This window comes from Streptomyces sp. NPDC051576 (assembly GCF_040681835.1).
In the GTDB taxonomy this organism is placed as follows: domain Bacteria; phylum Actinomycetota; class Actinomycetes; order Streptomycetales; family Streptomycetaceae; genus Streptomyces.
Genome location: NZ_JBFAZO010000005.1, coordinates 589,398 through 614,844 on the forward strand (window position 1 = coordinate 589,398; position 25,447 = coordinate 614,844).

Annotated in this window: 23 protein-coding genes; 12 read left to right on the forward strand and 11 right to left on the reverse strand. The window is 71.7% G+C overall.

Translation table 11 applies throughout. From position 1 onward, the window contains the following. Nucleotides 1-72: 72 nt before the first annotated feature. Entirely contained in the window at nucleotides 73-519 is a 447-nt protein-coding gene (locus tag AB0M63_RS19985; RefSeq protein WP_355904200.1) for an Lrp/AsnC family transcriptional regulator, read from the forward strand. Here AB0M63_RS19985 and AB0M63_RS19990 read toward each other — a convergent pair. Both AB0M63_RS19990 and AB0M63_RS19995 read right to left on the reverse strand, forming a co-directional pair. After that, nucleotides 513-3,503, reverse strand: coding sequence for an SMC family ATPase (locus AB0M63_RS19990; RefSeq protein WP_366020272.1), 2,991 nt, complete (start codon nucleotides 3,501-3,503; stop codon nucleotides 513-515). The genes AB0M63_RS19985 and AB0M63_RS19990 overlap by 7 nt on opposite strands. Nucleotides 3,504-3,537: 34 nt before the next feature. After that, nucleotides 3,538-4,701: an exonuclease SbcCD subunit D gene (locus AB0M63_RS19995; protein ID WP_366020273.1), complete on the reverse strand. Its 1,164-nt coding sequence runs from the start codon at nucleotides 4,699-4,701 to the stop codon at nucleotides 3,538-3,540. Between the two features lie 243 nt (nucleotides 4,702-4,944). Here AB0M63_RS19995 and AB0M63_RS20000 point away from each other — a divergent pair, with 243 nt between their 5' ends. Beyond that, nucleotides 4,945-5,199, forward strand: coding sequence for an RICIN domain-containing protein (locus tag AB0M63_RS20000; protein ID WP_366020274.1), 255 nt, complete (start codon nucleotides 4,945-4,947; stop codon nucleotides 5,197-5,199). Nucleotides 5,200-5,205: 6 nt separating this feature from the next. Here AB0M63_RS20000 and AB0M63_RS20005 read toward each other — a convergent pair whose 3' ends face one another. Next, a complete protein-coding gene (locus AB0M63_RS20005; RefSeq protein ID WP_366020275.1) occupies nucleotides 5,206-5,832 on the reverse strand; it encodes a YigZ family protein in 627 nt (208 codons plus the stop codon). A gap of 125 nt (nucleotides 5,833-5,957) precedes the next feature. Here AB0M63_RS20005 and AB0M63_RS20010 point away from each other — a divergent pair, with 125 nt between their 5' ends. After that, nucleotides 5,958-7,943 (forward strand): amino acid transporter, encoded by a 1,986-nt coding sequence (locus AB0M63_RS20010; RefSeq protein WP_366020276.1) that lies wholly within the window; start codon nucleotides 5,958-5,960, stop codon nucleotides 7,941-7,943. Between the two features lie 5 nt (nucleotides 7,944-7,948). Further along, the gene (locus tag AB0M63_RS20015) at nucleotides 7,949-8,764 is read left to right on the forward strand and encodes a sugar nucleotide-binding protein (protein WP_366020277.1); all 816 of its coding nucleotides are present in this window, start codon (nucleotides 7,949-7,951) and stop codon (nucleotides 8,762-8,764) included. Between the two features lie 8 nt (nucleotides 8,765-8,772). Here the strand turns inward: AB0M63_RS20015 and AB0M63_RS20020 are convergent, their stop codons facing one another. From AB0M63_RS20020 to AB0M63_RS20030, 3 genes are all read right to left on the reverse strand, one after another. Beyond that, nucleotides 8,773-9,315, reverse strand: coding sequence for a histidine phosphatase family protein (locus AB0M63_RS20020; protein ID WP_366020278.1), 543 nt, complete (start codon nucleotides 9,313-9,315; stop codon nucleotides 8,773-8,775). Further along, complete coding sequence (locus AB0M63_RS20025; protein ID WP_366020395.1) at nucleotides 9,312-10,073, reverse strand: hypothetical protein; 762 nt, start codon at nucleotides 10,071-10,073, stop codon at nucleotides 9,312-9,314. The genes AB0M63_RS20020 and AB0M63_RS20025 overlap by 4 nt, the downstream gene beginning before the upstream one ends. Nucleotides 10,074-10,342: 269 nt before the next feature. Beyond that, nucleotides 10,343-11,224, reverse strand: a complete 882-nt coding sequence (locus AB0M63_RS20030; protein WP_366020279.1) for an alpha/beta hydrolase — start codon at nucleotides 11,222-11,224, stop codon at nucleotides 10,343-10,345. 140 nt (nucleotides 11,225-11,364) lie between these two features. Between AB0M63_RS20030 and AB0M63_RS20035 the strand changes: the two genes are divergently transcribed. Then, nucleotides 11,365-13,344 carry an AfsR/SARP family transcriptional regulator gene (locus AB0M63_RS20035; RefSeq protein WP_366020280.1) on the forward strand — a complete coding sequence of 660 codons (1,980 nt, stop codon included), beginning with the start codon at nucleotides 11,365-11,367 and terminating at the stop codon, nucleotides 13,342-13,344. Between the two features lie 13 nt (nucleotides 13,345-13,357). Here the strand turns inward: AB0M63_RS20035 and AB0M63_RS20040 are convergent, their stop codons facing one another. Continuing rightward, nucleotides 13,358-15,319 carry a hypothetical protein gene (locus AB0M63_RS20040; RefSeq protein ID WP_366020281.1) on the reverse strand — a complete coding sequence of 654 codons (1,962 nt, stop codon included), beginning with the start codon at nucleotides 15,317-15,319 and terminating at the stop codon, nucleotides 13,358-13,360. Nucleotides 15,320-15,511: 192 nt separating this feature from the next. On the opposite strand from AB0M63_RS20040, the gene AB0M63_RS20045 reads away from it, so the two are divergent. From AB0M63_RS20045 to AB0M63_RS20060, 4 genes are all read left to right on the forward strand, one after another. After that, nucleotides 15,512-16,507, forward strand: a complete 996-nt coding sequence (locus AB0M63_RS20045) for a LacI family DNA-binding transcriptional regulator (protein ID WP_355904167.1) — start codon at nucleotides 15,512-15,514, stop codon at nucleotides 16,505-16,507. A 136-nt stretch (nucleotides 16,508-16,643) separates the two neighbouring features. Further along, nucleotides 16,644-18,503, forward strand: a complete 1,860-nt coding sequence (locus AB0M63_RS20050) for a right-handed parallel beta-helix repeat-containing protein (RefSeq protein ID WP_366020282.1) — start codon at nucleotides 16,644-16,646, stop codon at nucleotides 18,501-18,503. Nucleotides 18,504-18,572: 69 nt separating this feature from the next. Then, nucleotides 18,573-18,980 (forward strand): CoA-binding protein, encoded by a 408-nt coding sequence (locus tag AB0M63_RS20055; RefSeq protein ID WP_366020283.1) that lies wholly within the window; start codon nucleotides 18,573-18,575, stop codon nucleotides 18,978-18,980. A 46-nt stretch (nucleotides 18,981-19,026) separates the two neighbouring features. Beyond that, nucleotides 19,027-20,253, forward strand: coding sequence for a 4-hydroxybenzoate 3-monooxygenase (locus AB0M63_RS20060; RefSeq protein ID WP_366020285.1), 1,227 nt, complete (start codon nucleotides 19,027-19,029; stop codon nucleotides 20,251-20,253). 7 nt (nucleotides 20,254-20,260) lie between these two features. On the opposite strand, the gene AB0M63_RS20065 is transcribed toward AB0M63_RS20060, so the two are convergent. Further along, nucleotides 20,261-20,620 (reverse strand): metalloregulator ArsR/SmtB family transcription factor, encoded by a 360-nt coding sequence (locus AB0M63_RS20065; RefSeq protein ID WP_366020286.1) that lies wholly within the window; start codon nucleotides 20,618-20,620, stop codon nucleotides 20,261-20,263. A gap of 59 nt (nucleotides 20,621-20,679) precedes the next feature. On the opposite strand from AB0M63_RS20065, the gene AB0M63_RS20070 reads away from it, so the two are divergent. Continuing rightward, the gene (locus tag AB0M63_RS20070) at nucleotides 20,680-21,717 is read left to right on the forward strand and encodes a cation diffusion facilitator family transporter (RefSeq protein ID WP_366020287.1); all 1,038 of its coding nucleotides are present in this window, start codon (nucleotides 20,680-20,682) and stop codon (nucleotides 21,715-21,717) included. A gap of 2 nt (nucleotides 21,718-21,719) precedes the next feature. On the opposite strand, the gene AB0M63_RS20075 is transcribed toward AB0M63_RS20070, so the two are convergent. Both AB0M63_RS20075 and AB0M63_RS20080 read right to left on the reverse strand, forming a co-directional pair. Next, nucleotides 21,720-22,277 (reverse strand): YbaK/EbsC family protein, encoded by a 558-nt coding sequence (locus AB0M63_RS20075; protein WP_366020288.1) that lies wholly within the window; start codon nucleotides 22,275-22,277, stop codon nucleotides 21,720-21,722. 31 nt (nucleotides 22,278-22,308) lie between these two features. Further along, nucleotides 22,309-22,893 carry an XRE family transcriptional regulator gene (locus tag AB0M63_RS20080; protein ID WP_355904148.1) on the reverse strand — a complete coding sequence of 195 codons (585 nt, stop codon included), beginning with the start codon at nucleotides 22,891-22,893 and terminating at the stop codon, nucleotides 22,309-22,311. Nucleotides 22,894-23,000: 107 nt separating this feature from the next. Between AB0M63_RS20080 and AB0M63_RS20085 the strand changes: the two genes are divergently transcribed. Next, complete coding sequence (locus AB0M63_RS20085; protein WP_366020289.1) at nucleotides 23,001-23,858, forward strand: EamA family transporter; 858 nt, start codon at nucleotides 23,001-23,003, stop codon at nucleotides 23,856-23,858. Between the two features lie 147 nt (nucleotides 23,859-24,005). Here the strand turns inward: AB0M63_RS20085 and AB0M63_RS20090 are convergent, their stop codons facing one another. After that, nucleotides 24,006-24,803 carry an acyltransferase gene (locus AB0M63_RS20090; RefSeq protein ID WP_355904142.1) on the reverse strand — a complete coding sequence of 266 codons (798 nt, stop codon included), beginning with the start codon at nucleotides 24,801-24,803 and terminating at the stop codon, nucleotides 24,006-24,008. A gap of 108 nt (nucleotides 24,804-24,911) precedes the next feature. Here AB0M63_RS20090 and AB0M63_RS20095 point away from each other — a divergent pair, with 108 nt between their 5' ends. After that, complete coding sequence (locus tag AB0M63_RS20095) at nucleotides 24,912-25,439, forward strand: gamma carbonic anhydrase family protein (protein ID WP_366020396.1); 528 nt, start codon at nucleotides 24,912-24,914, stop codon at nucleotides 25,437-25,439. Nucleotides 25,440-25,447 lie beyond the last annotated feature (8 nt).

Consider the following 25,447-nt stretch of genomic DNA (forward strand, 5'->3'; position numbering starts at 1 on the left):
GTCGCTTCCCTGAAGTGGTGATCACCGGCATATCCCTTGATCGACCGGGGATCTCCCTGCTATTTCTCAGGAATGACCATGTATTCCCCGGACGCCACGGACTGGCGCATCCTCGACGTCCTCCAGCGGGACGGCCGGGTGAGTTTCGCCGAGCTGGCCCGTGCCGTCGACATGTCCGCGAGCGCGGTGACCGAGCGGGTGCGGCGGCTTGAGGAGGCGGGGGTGATCCAGGGGTACGCGGCGGTCGTGGATCCGGAGCGGCTGGGGCTGCCGATCCTCGCGTTCGTGCGGTTGCGGTATCCGAACGGCAACTACAAGCCCTTCCACGACCTGGTCGCGGCGACGCCGGAGATCCTGGAGGCGCATCATGTGACGGGCGACGACTGCTTCATGATCAAGGTCGCGGCGCGCTCGATGCGGCATCTGGAGGAGGTGTCGGGTCGGATCGGCGGCCTGGGATCGGTCACGACCAGTGTCGTCTACTCCTCGCCGCTGGCCCGCCGACCGCTCGGTCACTGACCCCGCTGCCGCACTGCCGACCCCGCCCGCCCCTTCACGATCTCCAACTGCGCGTGGACGCGCCGCCGGAGATCGGCGACATGGCTGACGATGCCGACGCTGCGGTCCCGTTCGCGCAGCGAGTCGAGGACGTCGAGGACCTCGTCGAGAGTCTGCTCGTCGAGGCTGCCGAAGCCCTCGTCGATGAACAGGGTGTCGAGCCGGACCCCGCCGGCCTCGTCGGTGACCACGTCCGCGAGCCCGAGGGCGAGGGCGAGCGAGGCGAAGAACGTCTCGCCGCCTGACAGCGTCGCCGTGTCCCGTTCCCGCCCGGTCCACGCGTCGACGACATGCAGCCCGAGTCCGCTGCGCCCGCGCCCGGCCCGGTCGTCGGAGTGGACGAGGGTGTAGCGGCCGGACGACATGCGCTGCAGCCGTACGGTCGCGGCGGCGGCCACCTGTTCCAGACGGGCCGCGAGGACGTACGACTCCAGGCGCATCCGGCGTTCGTTGTCGGCCGAGGTGCCCGCGGTGAGGGCGGCGAGGCGGGCGACCCGGTCGTACTCCTCGCGCAGCGGCGCCAGTTGCCGGGCTCCGGCCGCCGATCGGGCGGAGAGCCGGTCGAGTTCCGCGCAGCGCCGGGCCGCCGCGTCGCACCCGGAGGCGGCCTCGCGGGTCCGCCGGACGGCCGCGGTCGCGACGCGCTCCGCCTGGTCCAGGTCGGCGGGGGCCTGTCGCGCGGCTGCCGCAGTTTCGGGCTCGGCCAGTACGGCGCGTACGGCGGCCTCCTCGGACTGCCAGGCGTCCAGGCGCCGTTGGAGTTCGCGATGGGCGCTGTCGTCGAGGAGGGCGTCCGCCGCTGCCTGCGGGGTGTCGAACCCGGCGCGGAAGGCGGCGTCGGCCAGCCGGGCGTCGGCGTCCTTGAGCCGCTGCGCGGTGTCCTCGGCGGCGCGCGCGGTGTCGGCCGCGTCGGTGAGAAGAGCGGCCTGCCGCTCCAGTTGGGCGGCGCGGGCGGCGACGCTGTCGGCGGTGCCCCGCGAGTGCGCCAACTCCTCCTCCAGCGCGGCCCGTTCGCGGTCCTGGCTGTCGCGGAGGGTGGTGCGGGAAGCGGCTCTGAGGGCGGCCTGCTGCTGGATCGCGGTCCGCCGGTCGTGCTCCTGCTCGGCCCGGCGCAGCTCCTCGGTGGCGGGGTGCAGCCAGGACGCGTCCCGGCGCGCCTGCTCGTACAGTCGCTCCAACTCGGCGACCTCGTCGGCGAGTTGACCGGTCGGTGTGTCACCGGCCTCGGCGGTGGCGGCGGCGAGCGCCTCCCGGACGAGGCCCAGGCGCCGCTCGGCCTCGGTGCGCTGCTCCTCGGCGCGCTGGTGGGCGGCGAGGGCCTGTTCCTCCGCCGCGCGGTCGACGTGTCCGGCGGATTTACGGGCGGGCGCGGGGTGTTCGGTGGCTCCGCAGACGGCGCAGGGCGCGCCGTCGGTGAGGTGGGCGGCGAGCTCGGCGGCGATGCCGTTCAGCCGCTGTTCCTTGAGGTCGAGCCAGTGGTCGCGGGCCTCGACGGCACGTTCGGCGAAGGTGAGCACCTGCCGCTGGGTGTCCTCCGTGTCTCCGGCGAACTGGTCCCGCTGCCGGGCCGCTGCCAGCCGCCGCTCGGCGGGCTCGCGCCGCACGCCGAGCTGCTCGGCCCTGGTGGCGGCCTCCTGCGCCGACTCGATCCGCGCCTGGAGTCCTGTGCGGGTCGTGTCCCACTCCGCGAGCCAGGCCTCCCCCTCCTGCCGTACGTCGTCGTCGGCGCGCTCCTGCCGGTCCAACTCCGCGCGCTCGGAGCCGAGTTCGGCGAGCCGCTGTTCGGCGCGACGGGCCGACTCCAGGCCGCCCAGTTCCTCGGCGGCCCGGCGTGCGGCGGCGGCGAGTCCGGCCGCGCCGGCGGCCGCGAAGGTCTCCGGCAGCAGGTCGCGCGCGCGTGCCTCGGCCCGGGCGGCTTCGCGGTGCTCGCGGTCGGCGGCCTCGCGCAGCTCCAGCGCGGGTGCCACGGCCTGCGCCTTGCGGGCCCGTTCCATCCGCGTCTGCGCCTGCCGGTAGCCGTCGGCCCGCTCCTCCATGAGCGCGGCCCGCTCCTGAGCCTGGGCGAACCGCTGTTGCAGACGGGCCAGTTCGCGGACGTCGGCCAGTTCCCGGTCGGCGGCGGCCTGGGCGGACTCGGCGGCGGCGAGACGGCTGCGCGCGACGGTCAGTTGCTCGCGTGCGGTGCTGCGGGCGACGGCCGCCGCGGTCAACACCGCCTCGGCGAGGCCGGGTTCACCCGGGGAGAGGTCCGGCAGCTCCATGGCGTCGCCTGCGGCCTGCTGCATGCGGTGCGCGTCGGCCAGCAACTCGCCGTCGCCCTCACGGACCTGGGCCTCGGTGGCACGCCGCCGCTCGGCGAGCCGCTTCTCGACCTCGGCGAACCGGTGGGTGTCGAAGAGCCGGCCAAGCAGCTTGCCGCGCGCCTCGGCGTCGGAGCGCAGGAAGCGCGCGAACTCCCCCTGAGGCAGCAGCACGACCTGGCAGAACTGCTCCCTGCTCATCCCGAGGAGCTGGGTGATCTCCTCGCCGATCTCCTGGTGCGAGCGGCTGAGGTCCTTCCAGGTGCCGGCCGTCGCGTCGTACTCGCGCAGCCAGCTCTGTGCCTTGTCGAGGGTGCTGCCCGTGCCGCGCTTCTTGGGGCGCTCCCAGGGCGGCTGCCGGGTGAGTTCCAACCGCCGCCCGGCGACGGTCAGTTCGAGCCGTACCTCGGTGCGGGTGCCGGCCGCCGCGTGGTCGCTGCGCAGGGTGAGCCCCTGGCCGCTCTGGCGGACGCCCGGCACCGAGCCGTAGAGGGCGTAGCACACGGCGTCGAGGACGGAGGTCTTGCCGGCGCCGGTCGGGCCGTGCAGAAGGAAGAGGCCGGCGGCGGACAGTTCGTCGAAGTCGACGGTCTGGGAGCCGCCGAAGGGCCCGAAGGCGGTGATGTCGAGCCGATGCAGCCTCACCGGGCACCGCCCTCCGTCCGCGTCGGCCGCGCGTTCACGGCGTCACCTCCCGGACGACCGCGTCCGCGCGCACGGCGTCGAACGCGGCCTGGAGCACGGCCTGTTCGTCCCCGTCGGGTCCGGCGCCGCGGACATGGGCCACGAAGTCGTCGGCGATCTCCCGGTCGTCGCGGCCCGCGAGACGTCTGGCGTAGGACACGTCGGGGTCGTCGGGGGACCGCTCGGGGTCGAAGACGAGGGTGAGCGTGTGCGGGAAACGCTCGGTGAGCCGGGCCATGGGTTCGGCCGGGCGCACCGGGTCGGTGAGCGTCGCCTCGACCCACGCCTCCTCGTGCCGGGCGAGGTCGGGGTCGTCGAGCAGTTCCTCCAACGTGCCCCGGATCCGGGCCAGTTCACGCGGCACCGGACAGTCGACGCGTTCGGCGGTGACGGCCCCGCCGGCGTCCAGGTCGACGAGCCACATGGACTTGCGGTGGTCGGCCTCGGAGAAGGAGTACGGCAGCGGGGAGCCCGAGTAGCGCACGCGCCCGGTGATCGTCTGGGAGCCGTGCAGATGCCCCAGCGCCACATAGTCGACGCCGTCGAAGACTCCGGCCGGTACGGCGGCGACCCCGCCGACGGTGATGTCCCGCTCGCTGTCGCTGGCCTCGCCGCCGGTGACGAAGGCATGCGCGAGGACCACGGAACGGGTGCCGGGCGCACGGGCGGCGAGATCGGCGCGGACGCGGTCCATGGCGGCGGCGAGCACCGCTTCGTGCCCGGCCTTCTCCACCCCGAACTCGGCCTTCACCAGGGCGGGTTCGAGATACGGCAGACCGTAGAAGGCCACGTCGCCGAACGCGTCCGGGATCACCACGGGCGTCCCGCAGGCCGACGGCTCGGTCCGCAGGAAGATGCCCGCGCGGTCGATCAGACCGGCGCCCACACCGAGGCGGCGGGCCGAGTCGTGGTTGCCAGAGATCATCACCGTGGGCACACCCAGGTCCGCGAGCCGGTGCAGGGTGTCGTCGAACAGCTCGACGGCGGCCAGGGGCGGCACCGCCCGGTCGTACACATCCCCCGACACGACCACGGCATCCACCTCGTGCTCACGCACGGTAGTCATCAGATGGCCCACGAAGTCGGCCTGAGCCCCGAGCATGTTCACGCGATGGAACGCCCGGCCCAGGTGCCAGTCGGAGGTGTGCAGCAGTTTCATGGAGCCACCACGCTAGCGCCTGCCGGCCCCTGATCCACCATTGACCCCGGAGTTCCCACGCATTCGGGAGCTTATGACAGTAAATATGCGCAATATGCGGATCGGTGACACCACCCCGGGTGCGCCCTCGCCGAGCGCTCACCAAGCCGGCACCCTCAACTGCCCGGTCGCACAGGCCTGTTGCGCCAACCTCACGTCACACGCACCACGCGAGAGACACAGGGTTCCCATGCCAGTCGAAGCGTGCACGCCGTCGATGTCGCCCGGTGTCTCGACGCCCACGGCGACAACGTGCAGGTGTGGGGGTGCAACGGCACGGCGGCCCAGAAGTGGGCGCCGTACCGGGTGCCCGGGCACAACTCCCGGTACGAGGTGGTCAATCGGGACAGCCACTGCTGCCTGGACGCGGAGGCCTCCGGCTCGGGGCAGGACGGTCAGACCGTGCAGGGCTTCGGCTGCGCGGGAAGCTCCAACCAGGTCTGGACATGGGCAACCTGACAGACCTCACGCGTCTCCGTACGCCTCGCCGCCCAGTTCCAGTCCCGCCGTTCCCGCCGTGGCGTCGGCCAGCCAGCCCCGGAAGGCGTCCACATCGGCGTCCGGCAGGCCGATCTCGATGGTGACGGCCTCGCCGTAGCGGACGTCCCGTACCTCGCGGCCGGTCGCGCGCAGGTCGTTCTGGAGCTTGCCGGCCCGCTGGTGGTCGACGGTGACCGTGGCCAGCCGGAAGCGGCGGCGGGTGATAGTGCCGAGGGTGTCGAGGGCTTCGCCGACCGAGCCGCCGTAGGCCCTGATGAGGCCGCCCGCGCCGAGCTTGACGCCGCCGTAGTAGCGGGTGACGACGGCGACGACGTAGCGCATGTCGCGGCGCAGCAGCATCTGGAGCATGGGGACGCCCGCGGTGCCGCCGGGTTCGCCGTCGTCGCTCGCCTTCTGGATCGCGGCGTCGGCGCCGATGACGTAGGCAAAGCAGTTGTGGGTGGCGTCCGTGTGCTCCTTGCGGATCCGGGCGACGAAGTCCTGTGCCTCCTGTTCGGTGGCCGCGGGGGCGAGGGCGCACAGGAAGCGGGAGCGGTTGACCTCGGTCTCGTGCACGCCCTGGCGGGCCACTGTGCGGTACTCGTCCTGCATCCGGCCAGCCTATGCGCAGCGCCAGGGGTCGCCCCCGGTCCGGGTGCGGGTGACGATGTGGTGGATACTCGCTCCTCGTTGCCCGGGCACCGGGCACGGTCGTCCGATCACAGGGAGTTCTCAGCATGACCGGCACGCAGGTGGACCCCGCGGAGACCACCGGGTCCGGCGGCCCCGAGTCCGCCGCGGACCGCTGCCGGGCCTGGCTCCTGGACGGCCTGAGCGAGCAGAGCGCCCGGCACCCGGGCCCGCACGCCACCCCGAACCCGGAGCACGAGGGCCACCGCTGGTGGCGGGTCATGTGCCTGACCGGCGTCGACTACTTCTCCACACTGGGCTACCAGCCGGGCATCGCCGCGCTGGCCGCCGGACTGCTCTCCCCGCTCGCGACGGTCGTGCTGATCGGGCTGACCCTGCTCGGGGCGCTGCCGGTCTACCGGCGGGTGGCGCACGAGAGTCCGCACGGCGAGGGGTCGATCGCCATGCTGGAGCGGCTGCTGCCGTGGTGGTCGGGGAAGATCTTCGTCCTGGTGCTGCTGGGCTTCGCGGCGACGGACTTCATGATCACGGTCACCCTGTCGGCGGCGGACGCGGCGGCGCATGTGGTGGAGAACCCCTTCGCGCCCGGCTGGATGCAGGGTGGCAACACCTGGATCACCCTGGTGCTGGTCGGCGCGCTGGGCGCGGTCTTCCTCAAGGGGTTCCGGGAGGCCATCGGGATCGCGGTGGTCCTGGTGGGCACCTACCTCACGCTCAACCTCGTCGTCCTCGCGGTGTCCGCCTGGGAGGTGCTGAGCCATCCGGTGCGGATCGGCGACTGGACGGACGCGATGACGGCCGCGCACTCCTCGCCGCTCGCGATGGTCGGCGTGGCCCTGCTCGTGTTCCCCAAGCTGGCGCTCGGCATGTCCGGCTTCGAGACGGGTGTGGCGGTGATGCCGCAGGTCAAGGGTGATCCGACGGACACCTACGAGAAGCCGACGGGCCGCATCCGGGAGACCCGCAAGCTGCTCACCACGGCCGCCGTGATCATGTCCGGCTTTCTGCTCCTGTCCAGCCTGGCGACCACCATCCTGATCCCGCAGAGCGCGTTCAAGACCGGCGGCCCGGCGAACGGCCGCGCGCTCGCCTATCTCGCGCACGAGCACCTGGGCCAGGCCTTCGGCACGCTCTACGACGTCTCGACGATCGCCATCCTGTGGTTCGCGGGCGCCTCCGCACTCGCCGGACTGCTGAACCTCGTCCCCCGCTATCTGCCGCGCTACGGCATGGCCCCGGAGTGGACGCGGGCGGTACGTCCGCTGGTGCTCGTGTTCATGGTCACGGCCGTGCTGATCACGCTGTGGTTCCACGCGAGCGTCGACGCGCAGAGCGGGGCGTACGCGACCGGTGTGCTGGTGCTGATGCTCTCCGCCGCGTTCGCCTCCACGGTCACCGTGCACAAGCGGGGCCATCGGAGGGCGACCCTCGGGTTCGGCGCGATCACCGCCGTGTTCGGCTACACGCTGGTCACGAACGTCATCGAGCGGCCCGACGGCATCAAGATCGCGGGCATCTTCATCGTGCTGATCCTGGTGACGTCGTTCGGTTCGCGCGTCCACCGCGCCTTCGAACTGCGCGCCGCCGAGGTCACGTTCGACAGCGCGGCGGCCCGGTTCGTCGAGGAGGCGGCGCGCAGCGGCCCGTTGCGACTGATCGCCAACGAGCCGCAGGAGCACAGCACTCGGGAGTACCGCGCCAAGGAGTACAGCCAGCGCGAGGAGACCCACATCCCGGACGGCGGCCCGGTGCTGTTCCTGGAAGTACTCGTCCGCGACTCCTCGGACTTCTCGGCGGACATCGCCGTGCACGGCGACGAGAAGCACGGCGTACGACGGTTGCGGATCGAGGGTCCTACGGTGCCCAACGCGATCGCCGCCGTCCTGCTCGCCCTGCGCGACCGCACCGGCGAGGTCCCGCACGCCTACTTCACCTGGACCGAGGGCAACCCCGTAAGCCATCTGATCCGCTTCCTGATCTTCGGCGACGGCGAGGTCGCCCCGGTCACCCGCGAGGTACTGCGCCGCGCGGAACCGGACCCCGCACGCCGGCCCCGCGTGCACGTCGGCTGACCGCCGTGAAGATCCTGGTCGTCGGCGGCAGCGGCTTCCTGGGCACGGAACTCCTGCGCCGGGCGAGCGCGGCGGGATGGTCCGCGGCGGCGACATACTGTTCCTCCCGCCCCGGTGACCTGCCCGGCGTCTCCTGGCACCGGCTCGACCTCCGCGATGCCGACCAACTCGACTTCCTCCTCGCCGAGTTGACCCCGGACGCGATCATCAACGCGACCAGCGGACAGAGCGACTGGGCGGTCACCGCCGACGGTTCGTTCCGCGTGACGACGGCTGCGGTGCGCCACGGGTGCCGCCTGGTCCACGTCTCCAGCGACGCCGTGTTCTCCGGTTCCCGGATCTCCTACGACGAGTCCCGCCTGCCCGACCCGGTCACCCCCTACGGGGCGGCGAAGGCCGCCGCCGAGACCGCCGTACGCCTGCTGGCACCGGCCGCCGCGGTCGCGCGCACCTCACTGATCATCGGGACGGGCGACTCCGTGCACGAGCGCATGGTCCACGAACTGGCCGCCGGTACCCGCGACGGCGTCCTGTTCACCGACGTCGTCCGCTGCCCGGTCCACGTAGAGGATCTGGCCGCCGCCCTGCTGGAACTCGCCCTGTCCGACCGGCCCGGCATGTTCCACCTCGCGGGCCCGGACGCCCTGAGCCGACACGAACTCGGCGTGCTCATCGCCCGACGCGACGGACTGGACACCGACCGTCTCCCCGCCGGGCGCAAGGAGGGCACCGCTCTGGAGGTGCGTCTGGACTGCGCCGCGACACAGGCGGACATCCGCACACGGCTGCGCGGCGCCCGGGAGTTCCTCCAACTCCCCTAGCCACAGGGCTACTTCTTCCTGCCCCTCGGCACGACGAAGCCCGTCAGCAGGGCCGTGCCCGGGGCGAGGTCCTGCCAGGTGTCGCCGTGCCAGGCCAGGACCGCGATCGCCGAGGTCGGGAACTTCACGCGGACCTCGTCGAGAGCGTCGTCGAGGCTGTCGCCGGCGAGGTCCAGGACCAGTTCCTCCAGGCCGGGGTTGTGCCCGATCAGGAGCAACGTCTCGACCTCGTGCGGCACTTGGCGGACGGCATCGAGGAGTTCCGCCGCGTCGGCCGCGTACAGCCCCGGCTCGTACCGCACCGGCGGTGGCGTGCCCCACTCGGCGGAGGCCAACTCCCAGGTCTGGCGGGCGCGTACGGCCGTGGAGCAGAGGGCGAGGTCGGGCAGCGAGTCGGCCGCGGCGAGCGCCAGACCGGCGGCCGGCGCGTCCCGGCGGCCACGCGGGGCGAGGGGACGCTGATGATCTGGAACGCCCTCGGGCCAGGCGGACTTGGCGTGCCGCAGCACGACCAGTCGGCGCAGCGGGCGGGCTCCGGCGCGGGCGCTCATGCCAACGACCCGATGTCACGGGTGAGTTCGAGACCGAGCAGCCGGTCGGCATAGGCGTAGGTCTCGAAGCGGGCGCCGTCCGGCAGGCCGGGCCAGCTCTCCACCCGGCGCAGCACCTCCAGCACCTCGGGCACGTTCAGGTCGTCCTCCCACGCGGCCCGCAACTGCCCGCGCACCTCGTCGGGCACCGGCCGCGAGGGCCTGCGCGCCCAGTCGGCGACCGACCCGCGCCAGTGCGCCAGGGTCCGCCGCGCCTCGTCCAGCGCGTCCGCGTCGAGCCGTACCGGCAGGTCCCGTGCGTGCGAGAGCAGGGCGAGGCGGAGCGCGCCCGGGTCGGAGAGGTCCGCGACGGCCGTAGGGGATTCGACGGGCGCTACGGCGACCAGGACTCCCCCGGGTGTGGCACCGCCCTCGGCCGTCACGTGCAGGACCTGGGCCTCGCCGAGTCCGGAGCCGAGGTCTCCGCCGTCCTCGAAGGGGCGGATGCCCAACGTGCGGGCGGCGGCCCGGAGTTCGGGTTTCTCCCGGTCTCCGGTGAGCAGGGCGAACACGGGGGTGCCGCCGAGTTCGAGGGCGCGCACGAGGAGGTCGGCGACGAGGAGGACGCGTAGTGCCGTGGGATCGAGGCCGGACGCGTGCGCCTCGACCCTGGTCAGGCCACGGCGGGCGGGGGCGGCTTCGAGGGGCTCGCCGGTTCGGGCGTCGATGATGCGCAGCACGGCCTGAGCGTAGGCGGGCGGAGGGCCGTACGCATGCATGTTCGCTCTGTTGCAGCCCGGGTGGCGCGGTTCACCCTGCGGGTCGATGCGCCTGGGGTGCCGTCGTGCGGGCCGGGTCCGAGGAGTGCGGGCGCAGTTCCTGCCGGGGGCGGTGACCCGGTCCGCCAGGATGCCGTTGCCGCGTGGTTCCTCCGGCATCCGGGTACGGGACGCGGATCTCCGGGCCGATTGCACTCGTCCGGCCGTCCTGGTCGTCCTGGTCGTCCTGGGGATCGGGTCGGCGGTCACCCGTTCGCCCGTCTCCCCCTTCAGCCTGCGGCGACCAGGTCACGCAGTGTCTTGGCCACCATGGCAGGGGCCTCCTCCGCCATGAAGTGGCCGCAGGCGACGGTGGAGTGCCGCAGGTCCGGTGCCCATGCACTCCACAGCGCCGCCGCGTCGAAGCCAAGGGCGGCGCCCCAGTCCTGCTGGAGTACGGCGACCGGCATCCGCAGCCGGTGGCCGGCGTCCCGGTCCGTCCGGTCGTGGGCGAGGTCGAGGCCGGCGGAGGCGCGGTAGTCGGCGACGATCGAGGGGATCGCGGCGCGGCAGGCTTCCAGGTAGGCGGAGCGGATGTCGGCGGGGATCGCCTGGGGGGCGTTGGTCCAGAGGTCGAGGAAGTGGCCGAAGAACGCGTCGGGTGCGGCGGCGATCAACTGCTCGGGCAGGCCCGGGGGTTGGGCCATCAGATAGAGGTGGAAGCCCACGGCGGCGGTGACGCCGTGCATGACGTCCCACATGTCCAGGGTGGGGAGTACGTCGAGACAGGCCAGGTGCGTGATCGTGTCGGGGTGGTCGAGTCCGGCGCGGAAGGCGACCAGCGCGCCGCGGTCGTGTCCGGCGAGGGCAAAGCGGTCGTGTCCCAGGGCGTGGGCGAGGGCGATGACGTCCGCGGCCATGGTGCGCTTGGCGTAAGCGGAGCCGTCGGTCTCGGCGGGCTTGTCGCTCGCGCCGTAGCCGCGCAGGTCGGGGCAGATCACGGTGTGGTCGGCCGCGAGGTCGGCGGCGACATGGCGCCACATGAGGTGGGTCTGCGGAAAGCCGTGCAGCAGCACGATCGGGCTGCCCGAGCCGGACACGGCCGCGTTCAGGGACACGCCGTCCGCGACGGGGACGCGGTGGTAGGTGAAGCCGGGGATGGCCGGTGGCATGGTGCACCCTTCCTTCGTACGTACTTCTCTTGTTCCGTACTTCTCTTGTTCCGTCGCCGTCGAGCCTGCCGCGTGCCGATGAGCATCGAGTGAGCGCGCTACGGTGACCTGGGGCGATGCCCCGGAAAGGGTGGTCGGCGATGGAGGTCGGGTTCGGGGTGCTGGGGCCGGTGGCGGCCTGGGACGGCGCCGGGGACGCGATCGCCCTGAAGGGTCCCCGGCACCGGGCCGTGCTGGCTCGGCTGCTCGTCGCCCGGCGCCGGGTCGTCCCTGTCGCGCGGCTCGTCGAGGATCTCTGGGCGGACCAAGAGGCGCCGCCCGCCGACGCGTTGGGCGCGATGCGCACCTTCGTGGCCGCGCTGCGGCGGGCACTGGAACCGGAGCGTCCGCCGCGTACTCCGGCCCGGCTGCTGGTCACCGAGGGTCCGGGGTACGCGCTGCGGGCCGGGCCGGAGGCCGTGGACGCCTGGCGGTTCGAGCGGGCGGTGACCACGGCCGGGACCCTGCCGGACCGGCCCGCGCTCGCCCAACTGGAGGAGGCGCTGGGCTGGTGGCGGGGTCCCGCCTACGCCGACTTCGGCGAGGCGGCCTGGGCCCGTGCGGAACGCTCCCGCCTCGGCGAGCTGCGGCTGCACGCCGTCGAGCGCCGGGCCGAGGCCCAACTCGGCCTGGGGCAGGGCGCCGAGGCGGTGCCCGACCTGGACGCTCATGTGGCCGAGCATCCGTGGCGCGAGGACGCCTGGCGGCTGTTGGCGCTGGCCCTGTACCGCACCGGCCGCCAGGGCGACGCGCTCGCCGTACTGCGCCGGGCGCGCGCCCTCCTCGTGGAACAGCTCGGCGCGGACCCGGGCCCGGCCCTGCGCCGCCTGGAGGCGGACATCCTCGGCCATGCCGCGCATCTGGATCCGGGGCCCGTCGGTCCGGCGGAGCGCGTCTGGGCGCAGGCTGCCGCCGCCTACGACCGGACCGTGGCCTCCGGTGCCCGTGCGCGCCTGGAGTCGACGGTGGGGCTGCTGCGCGATCTCGCGGTGACCGGAGGCGGTGGCCTTCAGGCCGCTCGCAAGCACCGTCTGGCGGCGATCACGGCGGCACGGGAACTGGGCGACACCGAACTCACCGCCCGCGTGATCGGCGCCTACGACGTCCCGGCGATCTGGACCCGCGTCGACGACCCTCAGCAGGCGGCGGACACGGTGGCGGCGGCCGAGCACACCCTGGCCGCGCTCCCGCCAGAGGCTCATCTCGCCGCGCGGGCCCGCCTGTTGGCGACGATCGCCCTGGAGTCGCGCGGCACCCGTTCGGCACGCGGCCCCCAGGCCGCCCGCCAGGCGGAGGACCTGGCCCGGCAGCTGAACGACCCCGCGCTGCTGGCCTTCGCCCTCAACGGGGTGTTCATGCAGACCTTCCACCGCGCCGGCCTGGCCCCGCAACGGGACGCGATCGGCGCCGAGTTGATCACCCTGTCCGCCCGGCACGGCATGGTCACCTACGAGGTTCTCGGCAATCTGGTCCGGCTTCAGGCCCGCAGCGCCCTCTCGGACTTCACCGGGGCCGACGGCCACGCGACGGCCGCAGATCACCTGGCGGAACGTCATGAACTGCCGCTGGTGGGCGTGTTCACCCAGTGGTACCGGGTGCTACGGCTCGCCGAGACCGGCGGTGCGCAGCCGACGGAGGTGGCGGCGGCCTACCGGGAAGCGGCACGACGGCTGGACGGAGCCGGCATGCCCGGGCTCGAACACGGCCTGCTGCCGCTGGCGTTGCTGAGCCTGCGACTACGGCAGGGGCAGCCCGCGCAGACCGACGAGCGCATCGACTGGGGACCGTACGAACCGTGGGCCCGCCCCCTCGTACTGCTGGCCCAGGACCACCCCGACGACGCCCGGGCCATGCTGCGTTCGCTCCCCGACCCGCCGCGCGACCTGCTGTTCGAAGCCCTGTGGTGCCTGGCCGCCCGCGCGGCGCTCGCCGTGGACGACCGGGACACGATGGAGCGCGCACACGCGGAACTGACTCCCGCCGCAGCCGAGTTGGCCGGAGCGGGCAGCGGCCTGCTCACCCTCGGTCCGGTCGCGCGGCACCTCGACGATCTGGCCGCCGCGCTACGGACGCCTCGCTGAGCGGGAGTTCGCGTCAGTCGCTCACCTGCACCACCGCCGTCGCCCCGGCCCGTACCGTCGGCGTCGCGTAGGTGTAGGTGACCCCGTCGACGGTCTCGGTGCGGATGCGCTGCGGCACGCCGTTGACCTTGATCTTCTTGTGGACGCCAGGGAAGCGGGCCTCCCAACTGTAGGCGTCCTTGCGGGAGTTGTTCGTGAGGGTGGTCTTCGTCGCGCCGTCGTGGCGGACGGTGACCGTGCCCGTACCGATGGGGACGTCCGCCGCCTGGAGCCACGTCATGCCGGAGGGCAGCCGCGACTGGGTGGTCACCTTGTGGTTGGGCGCGTCCGGGGTGATGCCCATCAGGCCCTGGATGGTCTGGCTGACGAGGGTGAAGGACACCTCGGGGTAGTCGCCGTCGGGGCCCTGGCTGGCGTTGACGTGCTGGGTGTCCCGTTCGCCGTAGATCTTCTTCATCCACCACCACGCGGTGTCGGCGCGGTTGTTCTTGAAGAACATGTCGGGCAGGTAGGTCGTCGACTCGATGTTGGGCGAGCCGTCCGGGCCCAGCTCCTGTGCCTGGATGTAGTCGAGATAGGCGTCGTTGCGCGGGCCGGGGTCGATGATCTGCTTCATCGGCATGAAGACGCTGTTCTCCTTGCCCCAGCCGGTGACCGGGGTGCCGGACAGGGTGTAGGCGCGGACCATGTCGGCGCCGCTGCCGGTGCCGCTCCAGTCGTCGTTGAAGTACGTCTTCAGGTCGGCGGCACGCTTGTCGTAGGTCCTGGCCAGCGCGGTGTCACCCTTGCCGCGCGCGAGGACGGCCATCGCCAGATACGCCTGGTACTCGGAGGCGATGCCGTCCCCGGCCTCGGCGAGGCCGTCGCCGTCCTGCTCGTTGTAGCTGGCGGCGCCCTGGAAGATGCCCTGGCCGGTGCCTTCGGCGACCTTGACCTTGCCGTTGTCCTTGGCGGAGTTGTGCAGGTCGATGAACTGCTCGGTGGCGTGCCGGTAGAAGTCCCACAGCACCGGGTCGTCGACGTATCTGCGGTCGCCGGTCCAGAGATAGGCCTGGGCCGCCTTCTCGACGAGTTCGAAGGCGGCGGGCACCTCGCGCACGAAATCGTCCGGGCTCTTGTAGTCGATGCTCAGGTAGGTCTTGGCGTCGAAGTTGAGGGACCACACCGGGAAGTACTTGTGCTCGGCGGTGGCCGACTGCGCGTACGAGCGGAGCATCGTCTCGTTCTCGGCGTCGAGGCCGATGAGATGGGCGCCGGCGAGCTGGTGGGTCATGTCGCGGGAGTAGTAGGCGCTGCGGTTGGCGTATCCGGCCCAGTAGGTGGGCGCGTACGACGCGGTGCCGGTGCCTCCGGTCTGGTACTCGTCGACGTTGACCGGGCCCACGGTGCCGGGCAGTTGGACCCAGCTGTTGGCCTTCTTCTGGGCCCAGGCGAACATCTCGGCGATCTCGGGGTCGGACGAGGTGACCTCGGGGTGGGCGGGCGCGGCGGGCGAAATCATCAGGTCGTCGGCGTTGACCCAGGAGGTCCCGGAGCCGAATTCGATCTGGAGCCGGTCGCCGGTCCTCAACCGGACGCCGCTGATGGTGTAGCGGGCGTAGCCGGGATGCTGTGGCAGCGTGATCGTCTCGACGGTCTGCCCGTTGCGCCGGACCGTGTACGTGCCGCCGGTGCCGGCACTGCCGATCCACGCGGAGAAGTCGTAGCCGCCGTTCCGGGGCGCGACGATGGTCAGTTCCGCACTCTTGCCGGCTCCTGCGTCGAGGTAGAGGAAGCGGGTGCCGCCGTGCTTGTTGCCGGTGCCGACTCCGGCGCCCGAGGTGAAGGTCCAGCCTGTGCCCCCGTTCTCGAACCCCGGGTCGGGGATGGTGAGTTGGGGACGGGCGGCGGAAGCAGCGGCGGCGGCCGGCAGCGCGGGGGCCAGGGGTGCGAGCAGGGCAACAGCGGTGAGCAGCATGAGCCGCGAGGGCTTCATCGGGTCTCCCGGTCTTCGGTGACTGCGGGGCGGGGGCCGAGTGGTGGCCGGAAAGCTAGCAGGGGCCGAAGTGACGGTTCAATGGTCATGCGTGAGAAACATGGAAGACACGCAACTCAACTGCTACGTTGCACGGAGGAACAAGCTGAAAGTTTTCATCACCATCCTGCAAGTCAAGGCGGAAGGGACCGTATGAAGGTCGGCATCACCGAGGTCGCGGACCGGGCGCAGGTGAGCGAGGCCACGGTCAGCCGGGTCATCAACCGGCGCCAGGGCGTGTCCCGCACGACCCGCGAGGCGGTCGAGCGGGCCATGGCCGAGCTGGGGTACGAGCGACAGACCCGAGGTCAACTCGTCGCGGTCGTCACCGAGCTGGTGTCCAACCCGTTCTTCGCCGATGTCGCCGAGCGCATCGAGTCGATCCTCGCCCCGCACGGATTGAAGACGGTGCTGTGCCCGTGCTTCCCGGGCGGAGTTCAGGAGTTGGACTTCGTGACCTCGCTCGCCGACCGGGGCGTCGCCGCCGTGGTGTTCCTCTCGGCCAGCAACACGCTGGAGGGCGCGGACCCGGCGACGTACGAACTCCTGCTGTCCCGCAGGATCCCGTTCGTCGGGGTCAACGGCCGGTTCGAGGGCGTGAGCGAGGCGCCGGTCTTCTCCACCGACGATCTGCTCGCCGCCGAACTCGCCGTCGACCACCTGTACCGGCTGGGCCACCGCCGTATCGGGATGGCCTCGGGCCCGGTCGGCAACCGCCCAGCCGACCGCCGGGTCAGCGGCTTCGTCGCCTCACTGGCCAAGCGCGGCGTCGAGGACCCGGAGCAGTGGGTGGTCCGGCAGTCCTACACCGTGGAGGGCGGACAGTCCGCCGCGATCTCGCTCCTGGCGCGGGGTGCCACCGCCGTCGTCGCCGCCAGCGACTACATGGCGCTGGGCGCGATCCGGGGAGCGCGTCGGCAGGGGTACGACGTCCCGGGTGATGTGTCGGTCGTCGGCTACGACGGCTCCATGATCATGGACTTCGTCGACCCCCCGCTCACCACGGTCCGCCAGCCGGCCGACCGACTGGCCTCGGAGGTGGGCCGCAGTGTCCTCGCCCTGGTCGGCAACCGTGACGTACCCGTCGGGGAGCTCCTCTTCGACCCCGAGTTGGTGATCCGCGCGAGCACGGCACCGCCGAAGGCGTGAGCCTCCAACGTTCGTCCGGACCATTGACCTAGAGGTCGGGTCTATGGACACTCCTCTCGGAGTTGAGGCCAGAAAATCGGCACCAACCCCGCCTATTCATCGGGTGTTTCGTGCTCATGAATGCTCCGGAGGGGCTATGTCTCGGTACCTTTTTCTCGGGGTGGCGCTCGCGCTGCTCGTGGGCGGCGGCACTCCCGTCGCCGCGGCGCGGCAGACGCCGTCGGTCGCGGTGGTCGACGTGGACGCCTACGGCGCCGACCCCACGGGCCGGACGGACTCGACGCCCGCCGTCGTCGCGGCGCTGCGGCACGCCAAGAGCGTCGACCGCCACCGGCCGGTGCGGATCGTCTTCTCGAAGGGCACCTATCAGCTCTACCCCGAGCGGGCCGAGACGCGGGAGCTGTATGTCTCCAACACCGTTGGCGCCGACGAGCGTTACCGGGACAAGAAGATCGGGCTGCTGATCGAGGACATGCACGATGTCACCGTCGACGGCGGCGGGGCCAAGCTCGTCTACCACGGTCTCCAGACGGCGTTCGCGTCCATCCGCTCGACCGATGTGACCTTCCAGAACTTCTCCTTCGACTACGCGGCGCCCGAGGTCATCGACGCGACCGTCGCCACCACCGGTGTCAGCGACGGGCACGCCTACCGCGTCCTGAAGATCCCCGCCGGCAGCCCGTACGAGGTGAACGGCACGCACATCACCTGGCTCGGCGAGAAGAGCCCGGCCACCGGGCAGCCGTACTGGTCGGGGGTCGACGGGCTCCAGTACACGCAGATCCACGACCCGGTGGCGCAGAAGACCTGGCGCGGGGACAACCCTCTGTTCAACGACGTCTCCTCGGTCACCGACCTCGGCGACCGCCGTATCCGCATCGACTACACCACCGCGTCACAGCCGTCGGACGCCGGGCTCGTCTACCAGATGCGCAATATCGAGCGGACCGAACCGGGCGCCTTCATCTGGCAGTCCAAGAACGTCACGATGCGCTCGATGAACGCCTATTACCTTCAATCCTTCGGCGTGGTCGGGCAGTTCAGCGAGAACATCTCCATCGACAAGGTGAACTTCGCCCCCGATCCGAAGTCCGGCCGGTCCAGCGCCTCGTTCGCGGACTTCGTGCAGATGTCCGGCGTGAAGGGCAAGGTCTCCATCACCCGCAGCGTCTTCGACGGACCGCACGACGACCCGATCAACATCCACGGCACCTACCTCGAAGTCGTCGGGAAGCCCGGCCCGAACACCCTCACCCTCGCCTACGAACACCCGCAGACCGCCGGCTTCCCGCAGTTCGCGCCGGGTGACGAGGTCGAGTTCACCGACCAGCGGACGATGACCCCGGTGACGGACCCGCACGCGAAGGTCACCGCCGTCGACGGGCCGAGCGGCATGGACCACTCGAAGTCGCTGACCTCGATGACCGTCACCTTCGACCGGCCGGTGCCCGCAGGCGTCCAGATCGGCGGCTCCGTCGTCGAGAACATCACGGCCACGCCGTCGGTCGTCATCTCCGGCAACGTGTTCCGCAACGTGCCGACCCGCGGCATCCTGGTCACCACCCGCAAGCCCGTCCTGATCACCGGCAACCGGTTCGACGCGATGTCCATGGCCAGCGTCTACGTCTCCGCCGACGCCTACCAGTGGTACGAGTCCGGGCCGGTCTCCGACCTCACGATCCGCGACAACACCTTCACCCGGCCCAGCGGTCCCGTCATCTTCGTGGAGCCGACCAACCAGGTCGTCGACCCGGCGCACCCGGTGCACCACGACATCTCGGTCGAGCACAACACCTTCGACATCGGCGACGTCACCGTGGTCAACGCCAAGAGCGTCGGCGGATTCAGCTTCACCGACAACACCGTCCGCCGCCTCGCCGCACCGGACCAGCCGCCGTACACCTCTCCGCTGTTCGTCTTCCATGGCAGTTCGGGCATCCGGATCGCCCACAACCACTACGCCGAGGGCCTCAACACGTCCGTGGTCCAGGACTGAAGGAATCTCCGGGCGTCGCCTGCTGTTGTCCCGGGCAGCAGGCGACGAACGAATCCCAGGAGGCCGAGCGTGTACGGCGACTCAGCAACGGTCCGCAAGATCCTCACCGAGTCCGGCGACACCTGGGCCGTCGTGGGGCTGTCCTCGAACCAGTCCCGCGCGGCGTACGGCGTCGCGGACGTGTTGCAGCGCTTCGGCAAGAGTGTGATCCCCGTGCACCCCAAGGCGGAGACGGTCCACGGCGAGCAGGGGTACGCCTCCCTCGCGGACATCCCCTTCGAGGTCGACGTCGTCGATGTCTTCGTCAACAGCGATCTCGCCGGCGCGGTCGCCGACGAGGCGGTCGCCAAGGGTGCGAAGGCCGTCTGGTTCCAGCTCGGCGTGATCGACGGGACCGCGTACGAGCGGACCCGGGCAGCGGGCCTGGAGATGGTGATGGACCGCTGCCCGGCGATCGAGATTCCCCGACTGGGATGACCCTCTCTTTCACAGAGCGGCACACAGCCCCTGACATAATGCGGGCGTGACCAGCCCTGTCTCCCCCCACCTCAACTCCGCGCCCCCGGAACGCCGTTCGGTCGTCGTCGTAGGCGCCGGTCCCGCCGGACTCACCATCGGCAACATCCTGCGCGCGGCCGGCCTCGACTGCCTGGTACTGGAGACGGAGACCCGCGAGTTCATCGAGCGGCGCCCCCGGGCCGGAGTCATCGAGGAGTGGGCGGTCCACGGGCTTCAGCAACGGGGCCTCGCCGACACCCTGTTGGAGCGGGCGCAGCGGCACACCGAGTGCGAGTTCCGCTTCGGCGGGCAGCGGCACCGGTTCTCCTACACGGAGTTGACGGGCCATCACCACTTCGTCTATCCGCAGCCGTTGCTGGTGACGGACCTGGTGCGGGAGTACGCGGACGTGCGGGGCGGCGAGATCCGCTTCGGAGTGCGGGACGTCGAGCTGCACGACCTGGAGACCGACCGGCCCGCGGTGTCGTACACCGACCCGGAGAGCGGTCAACGGCGGGTCGTGTACGGCGACTTCATCGCGGGCTGCGACGGTGCGCGCGGGGTGAGCCGGGCGGCGATACCCGTGGAGCGGGCCCGCGTCGCACGGCACGACTACGGCATCGGCTGGCTCGCGCTGCTGGCCGAGGCACCGCCGTCCTCGGACTGTGTGCTGTTCGGCGTCAACCCGCGTGGCTTCGCCGGGCACATGGCGCGCAGCCCCGAAGTCACCCGCTACTACCTGGAGTGCCCGCCCGGCGACGACCCCGACAACTGGCCGCACGACCGCGTCTGGGCCGAACTCCAGCACCGGCTCGCCGCGACCGGCGCCCCGCCGCTGACCGAGGGCCGGCTGATCGAGAAGCGCGTGCTCGACATGCACAACTACGTGGTCGAACCCATGGTGTTCGGCCGGCTCCACCTCGCGGGCGACGCGGCCCATCTCACCGCGCCGATCGCGGCGAAGGGCATGAACCTCGCCCTGCACGACGCGTTCCTGCTCGGCGACGCGCTCGTCGCGCATGCCACGTCGGGCGACTCCGCGGGCCTGGACGGCTATTCGGACGCCTGCCTGGGCCGCGTGTGGGAGTACCAGGAGTTCTCCCAGTGGCTGTCCGAGGTGTACCACGGCGCCTCGTCCGGCGACCCGTACCGCGCGGGCACCACGCTGGCCCGACTGCGCCGCGTCTTCCGATCCCCGTCCGCCGGGCTCGCGTTCGCGGAGTCGTACCTGGGCAAGGACCCCGGCCACTGACGGGTCGTCAGTCGTGCGGCGGACGGTCGTTGAGCCGGTGGTCGGCCACGTTCAGGGCCTCGTCCACGAGCCTGCGCAGATGGCCGTCGCCGAGCGAGTAGATCACCCGGCGGCCCTCCTTGCGGGTGGTCACAAGGCCCGCGAGGCGCAGCCGCGCCAGGTGCTGGCTGACGGCCGGACGGGCCGCGTCGCACACCTCCGTGAGGGTGGAGACATCGGACTCGCCCCTCGTCAGCGCGTGCAGCAGTGTCAGGCGGGTGCGGTCACCGAGAAGGGCGAGGAGTTCGGCGGCGAGCGCGAACTGTTCCTCGCCCGGGGTACGCGGATGCGCATCATGCGCAGTTGATAGGTGCATGCGTGCGCTCATACGCACATAATGGCCCTGTGGGCGCCGTACGTCCACCCACGCACCGGAAGGGGACGCACGTGAGCGACCATCACCACCACGAGCACCACCATCATCACGGCCACTCCCCCGGGGGCGTCCGCCACCGCCTCGGCCATCTCCTCACCCCCCACTCCCACGAGACCGCCGACAAACTCGACTCCGCGCTGGAGTCCTCCGCCCGCGGTATGCGCGCCCTCTGGGTCTCGCTCGCGGTGCTCGGGGCGACAGCGCTGGTGCAGGCGGTCGTGGTGGTCATGTCCGGGTCGGTGGCGCTGCTCGGCGACACGGTGCACAACGCGGCGGACGCGCTGACCGCCGTACCGCTCGGCATCGCGTTCGTGCTCGGCCGCCGGGCGGCGACCCGGCGCTTCACGTACGGCTACGGGCGCGCCGAGGACCTGGCCGGTATCGCGATCGTGCTGACGATCGCCGCGTCCGCCGCCTTCGCGGCGTGGGCGGCGGTGGACCGGCTGCTCGATCCGCGTCCCGTCCAGCACGTCGCGGCGGTCGCGGTGGCCGCGTTGGCCGGGTTCGTGGGCAACGAGTGGGTGGCCCGGTACCGGATGCGGGTCGGCCGGGACATCGGGTCGGCCGCGCTGGTCGCCGACGGACTCCATGCCCGTACGGACGGGTTCACCTCGCTGGCCGTACTGCTCGGGGCCGGCGGTTCGGCGCTGGGCTGGCAACTCGCCGACCCGATCGTGGGGTTGGCGATCACGGCCGCGATCGTCCTGGTGCTGCGGGACGCGGCGCGCGAGGTGTTCCGGCGCGTGATGGACGCCGTCGATCCCGAGCTGGTGGACCGGGCCGAGCACGCCGTGCGGGAGGTCGAAGGGGTGCGCGGGGTGGGCGAGTTGAGGCTGCGCTGGATCGGGCACCGGTTGCGCGCCGAGGTGGCGGTGGTCGTGGACGGGGAGGCGACGGTACGGCAGGCCCACGCGGTCGCGGTGGCGGCGGAACACGCGCTGCTGCACGCGGTGCCGCGGCTCACTGCGGCCCTGGTGCACGCCGATCCGGCACTGGTGCCGGGCGAGGCGGACCCGCACGGGGTGCTGGCCCACCACACGACGGCCTGAGGTCAGGCGACCCCGAGTCCCTCCAGTACCACCGCGCCCGGAATCTCGGCGAACGCCTTTCCGGGGACGAGGAGTTTGCCGCGTCGACGCCCGCTGCCGACCAGGACGTACGGGAGGTCGACGACGGCCGGGTCCACCAACACCGGCCAGTCGGCGGGGAGTCCGATGGGGGTGATGCCGCCGTACTCCATGCCGCTCTCGCCGGTCGCCGTGTCCATCGACGCGAACGAGGCCTTGCGGGCGCCGAGTTGGCGGCGTACGGCGCCGTTGACGTCGACACGGGTGGTGGACAGGACGACACATGCGGCGAGCATGGTCTCGCCGCCGCGCTTTCCGGCGACCACGACACAGTTGGCGGACCGCTCCAGCAGTTCGCGGCCGTAGTGCTCCACGAAGGTGGCGGTGTCGGCCCACTCCGGGTCCGTCTCGACGTAGACGATCTGGTCGGCGGGGACGCTGCCGCGCCAGTCGCGCACGGCGTCGGCGACCGGGCCGGTCAGCTCGTCGAGGCAGTCGGGGGCGGGGGTGGCGTGGTCGAAGTGTCCGATGGGTGCGCGCATGGCGGCACGCTAACAGCCGTACGGCGGCCTTTCACGGGGTGTCCCGGTGCACCGGCGGGACGGACACCGCCATCACCATCTCCATCGGCTCATCGCCCCGATTGCCGTAGGTGTGCGGGGTGTTGGCCTCGAAGGTGGCGCTCGCGCCGGCCGGGACGAGGTGGTCCTCGCCGTCCACGGTGAGGGTCAGCTCGCCGGTGGTGACATGGACGAGCTCGACCGTGCCCGTGGGGTGCGGCTCGGAGGGACTGCTCTCCCCCGGCATCAGCCGCCAGTCCCACATCTCCAGCGGACCGGGGGCCTCGGTGCCGGCGAGGAGGCGGTTGTAGCTGCCGGCGTCGGTGTGCCACAGCCGTACGGCCCGCTCGGCGGGGACGATGCGGACCTTCGGGCCCTGTTCGTAGTCGAGGAGGGTGGTGATGCTGACGCCGAGGGCGTCGCCGATCTTGACGACCGTACCGATGCTCGGGTTGGTGCGGGCCTGCTCGATCTGGATGAGCATGCCCCGGCTGACGGCCGCGCGGGCGGCGAGCACGTCCAGGGTGAAGCCGCGCACGGAGCGCCAGTGCCTGACGTTGCGCGCCAGGGACTGGGTCAGCAGGTCGAGGTCCGACAACGTTCCGCCCCTACCTTCAGTTCAATATTATGGATGACAGAGTTTACTCAGCTGAACTACGGTGTGGTGCACCCGATTGTTCACCGAACTGTACTGCGAGGCACCCCGTGACAGCATTCTTCGCCCTGGCCACCAGCCTCCTGTGGGGGTTGGCCGACTTCGGCGGCGGCATGCTGACCCGACGGTTCCCGGCCCTGACGGTGGTCGTCGTCTCCCAGGGGATCGCGGCGGCCGTGCTCGGCGCGGTCGTCGTGGCCACCGGCGGCTGGAGCGAGGCCGGGCCGCGGCTGTGGTTCGCGTTCGCGGCCGGGTTGGTGGGGCCGATCGCCCTCCTCTCCTTCTACAAAGCGCTCGCTCTCGGCCCGATGGGGGTCGTCTCCCCGCTCGCGACACTGAGCGTGGCCGTACCGGTCGGCGTGGGGCTCTTCCTCGGGGAGCGGCCCGGGCTGATACAGGTGGCCGGGATCGCGGTCGCCGTCACCGGGGTCGTCCTGGCGGGCGGCCCTCAACTGCGGGGCGCGGCCGTGCAACGCCAAGCCATCCTGCTGGCCCTCGTCGCCGCGCTCGGCTTCGGCACGGTCTTCGCCCTGATCGCGGAGGCGTCCACCACGGTCACCGGCCTCTTCCTCGCCCTGTTCGTACAGCGCCTGACGAACGTGGCCACGGGTGGCGCAGCACTCTACGTCTCCGTACGACGGGGCGGGCCCGCGCTCCCTGAGGGCGGCTTCCCCTGGAGTTCACTACCGGCACTGGCCTTCGTGGGCCTCGCCGATGTGGCGGCCAACGGAACGTACGCGATCGCCGCGCAGCACGGTCCGGTGACGGTGGCGGCGGTGCTGGCCTCGCTCTACCCGGTGGTGACGTCCCTCGCCGCACGCGGCTTCCTGCGGGAGCGGCTTCGGGCGGTGCAGGCCGCGGGGGCGGGGTTGGCGTTGGTGGGGACGGTGTTGTTGGCGACGGGGTGAGGGCCGCGCTGCCTGCTGACTGCAACACCGGTCCAACTCCCGTCCCCCGGCACCCGGTTGAGGGGAACACCGAGCTGAAGGGAGCACCGGGCGGGCGGCGCCCGGCCCCCGGCTGAGGCAACACCGGACATCCGGCCGGAGGCCCGCTCAGGCCTCCGCGTCCGAGTTCGCCAAGTGCGCGATCGTGTCGTCGTCCAGCTCGGCCAACCGTGCCGCGCTCTCCTCGTCCAGGTCCGCGAGGGCTCGGAGTTGGTCCGGGGTCACGTCCGCGGGGATCGGGACCGGGGCCGGGGTGCGGAGCGGGGGCTGCCAGCCCTCGGCAGGGGTCCAGCGGCGTACGACCCGGGCGGGGGCGCCCGCCACCACGGAGTGGTCGGGGACCGTGCCGCGGACCACCGCGCCGGCGGCCACCACCACGTTCCGGCCGATGCGGGCGCCCGGCAGGATCACCGCGCCGGTGCCGATCCAGCAGCCGGGGCCGATCTCGACGGGTTCCATGCGCGGCCACTGCTTGCCGATGGGCTCGTGCGGGTCGTCGTAGGAGTGGTTCGTGGAGGTGACGTAGACGTACGGCCCGAAGTAGCAGTCGCTGCCGATGGTGACCGTCGTGTCGGCGATGACATGGCTGCCGCGGCCGAGGACGACACCGTCGCCGAGGCGCAGGATGGGGTCGGGGCCGAGGTCGAGGTCGGGCATCAGGCCCGCGGTGAGGGTGACCTGTTCGCCGACGATGCAGTGGGCGCCGAGGTGGATCCAGGGTTCGCCGAAGACCGTGCCCAGCGGGAAGGCGAGCCGGGTGGCTTCGCCGATGGAGCCGAAGTGGAAGCGGCCGGGGTTCTCGGCCGTCACCGAGCCCGTGCGCTGCACCCAGGCCCAGCCCGCGTGGACGGCGCGCTGCGCGAGCTGGCGCGGCCATTTTGAGAACGTGTTCTTGCGCTTGGGCACCCGCTCACGGTACTCAGCGTCAGCCACACCCATGAGGTCCGGCCGCTGTGATCTTCGCCCTACCCGATGACGTACCGTGCGGGTGTCTCCGACGGAAGCGAGGGCACCATGACGCACAGGGCGTTGATCACGGGTATCGGCGGCAGGGAACCGAAGATCGACGAGGGCGCTTTCGTGGCGCCCACGGCGTCGGTGATCGGGGACGTGACCGTGGCGGCGGGGGCGAGTGTCTGGTACGGAGCGGTGTTGCGCGGTGACGTCGAGCGGATCGCGGTGGGGGCCAGCAGCAATATTCAGGACAACTGCACGCTGCATGCCGACCCCGGCTTTCCGGTGACGGTCGGGGAGCGGGTGTCCGTCGGGCACAACGCCGTCGTGCACGGAGCGACCGTCGAGGACGACTGCCTCATCGGGATGGGGGCCACGGTGCTCAACGGCGCGGTGATCGGGGCGGGTTCGCTGGTCGCGGCGCAGGCGTTGGTGCCACAGGGGATGGTTGTGCCGGCGGGGTCACTGGTCGCGGGGGTGCCGGCGAAGGTGCGGCGGGCTCTCACCGGTGAGGAACGGGAGGGGTTGACCCTCAACGGAACCATGTACGCGGAGTTGGCCAAGGCGCATCAGGGGGTGCATGAGTAGGTCGGTGG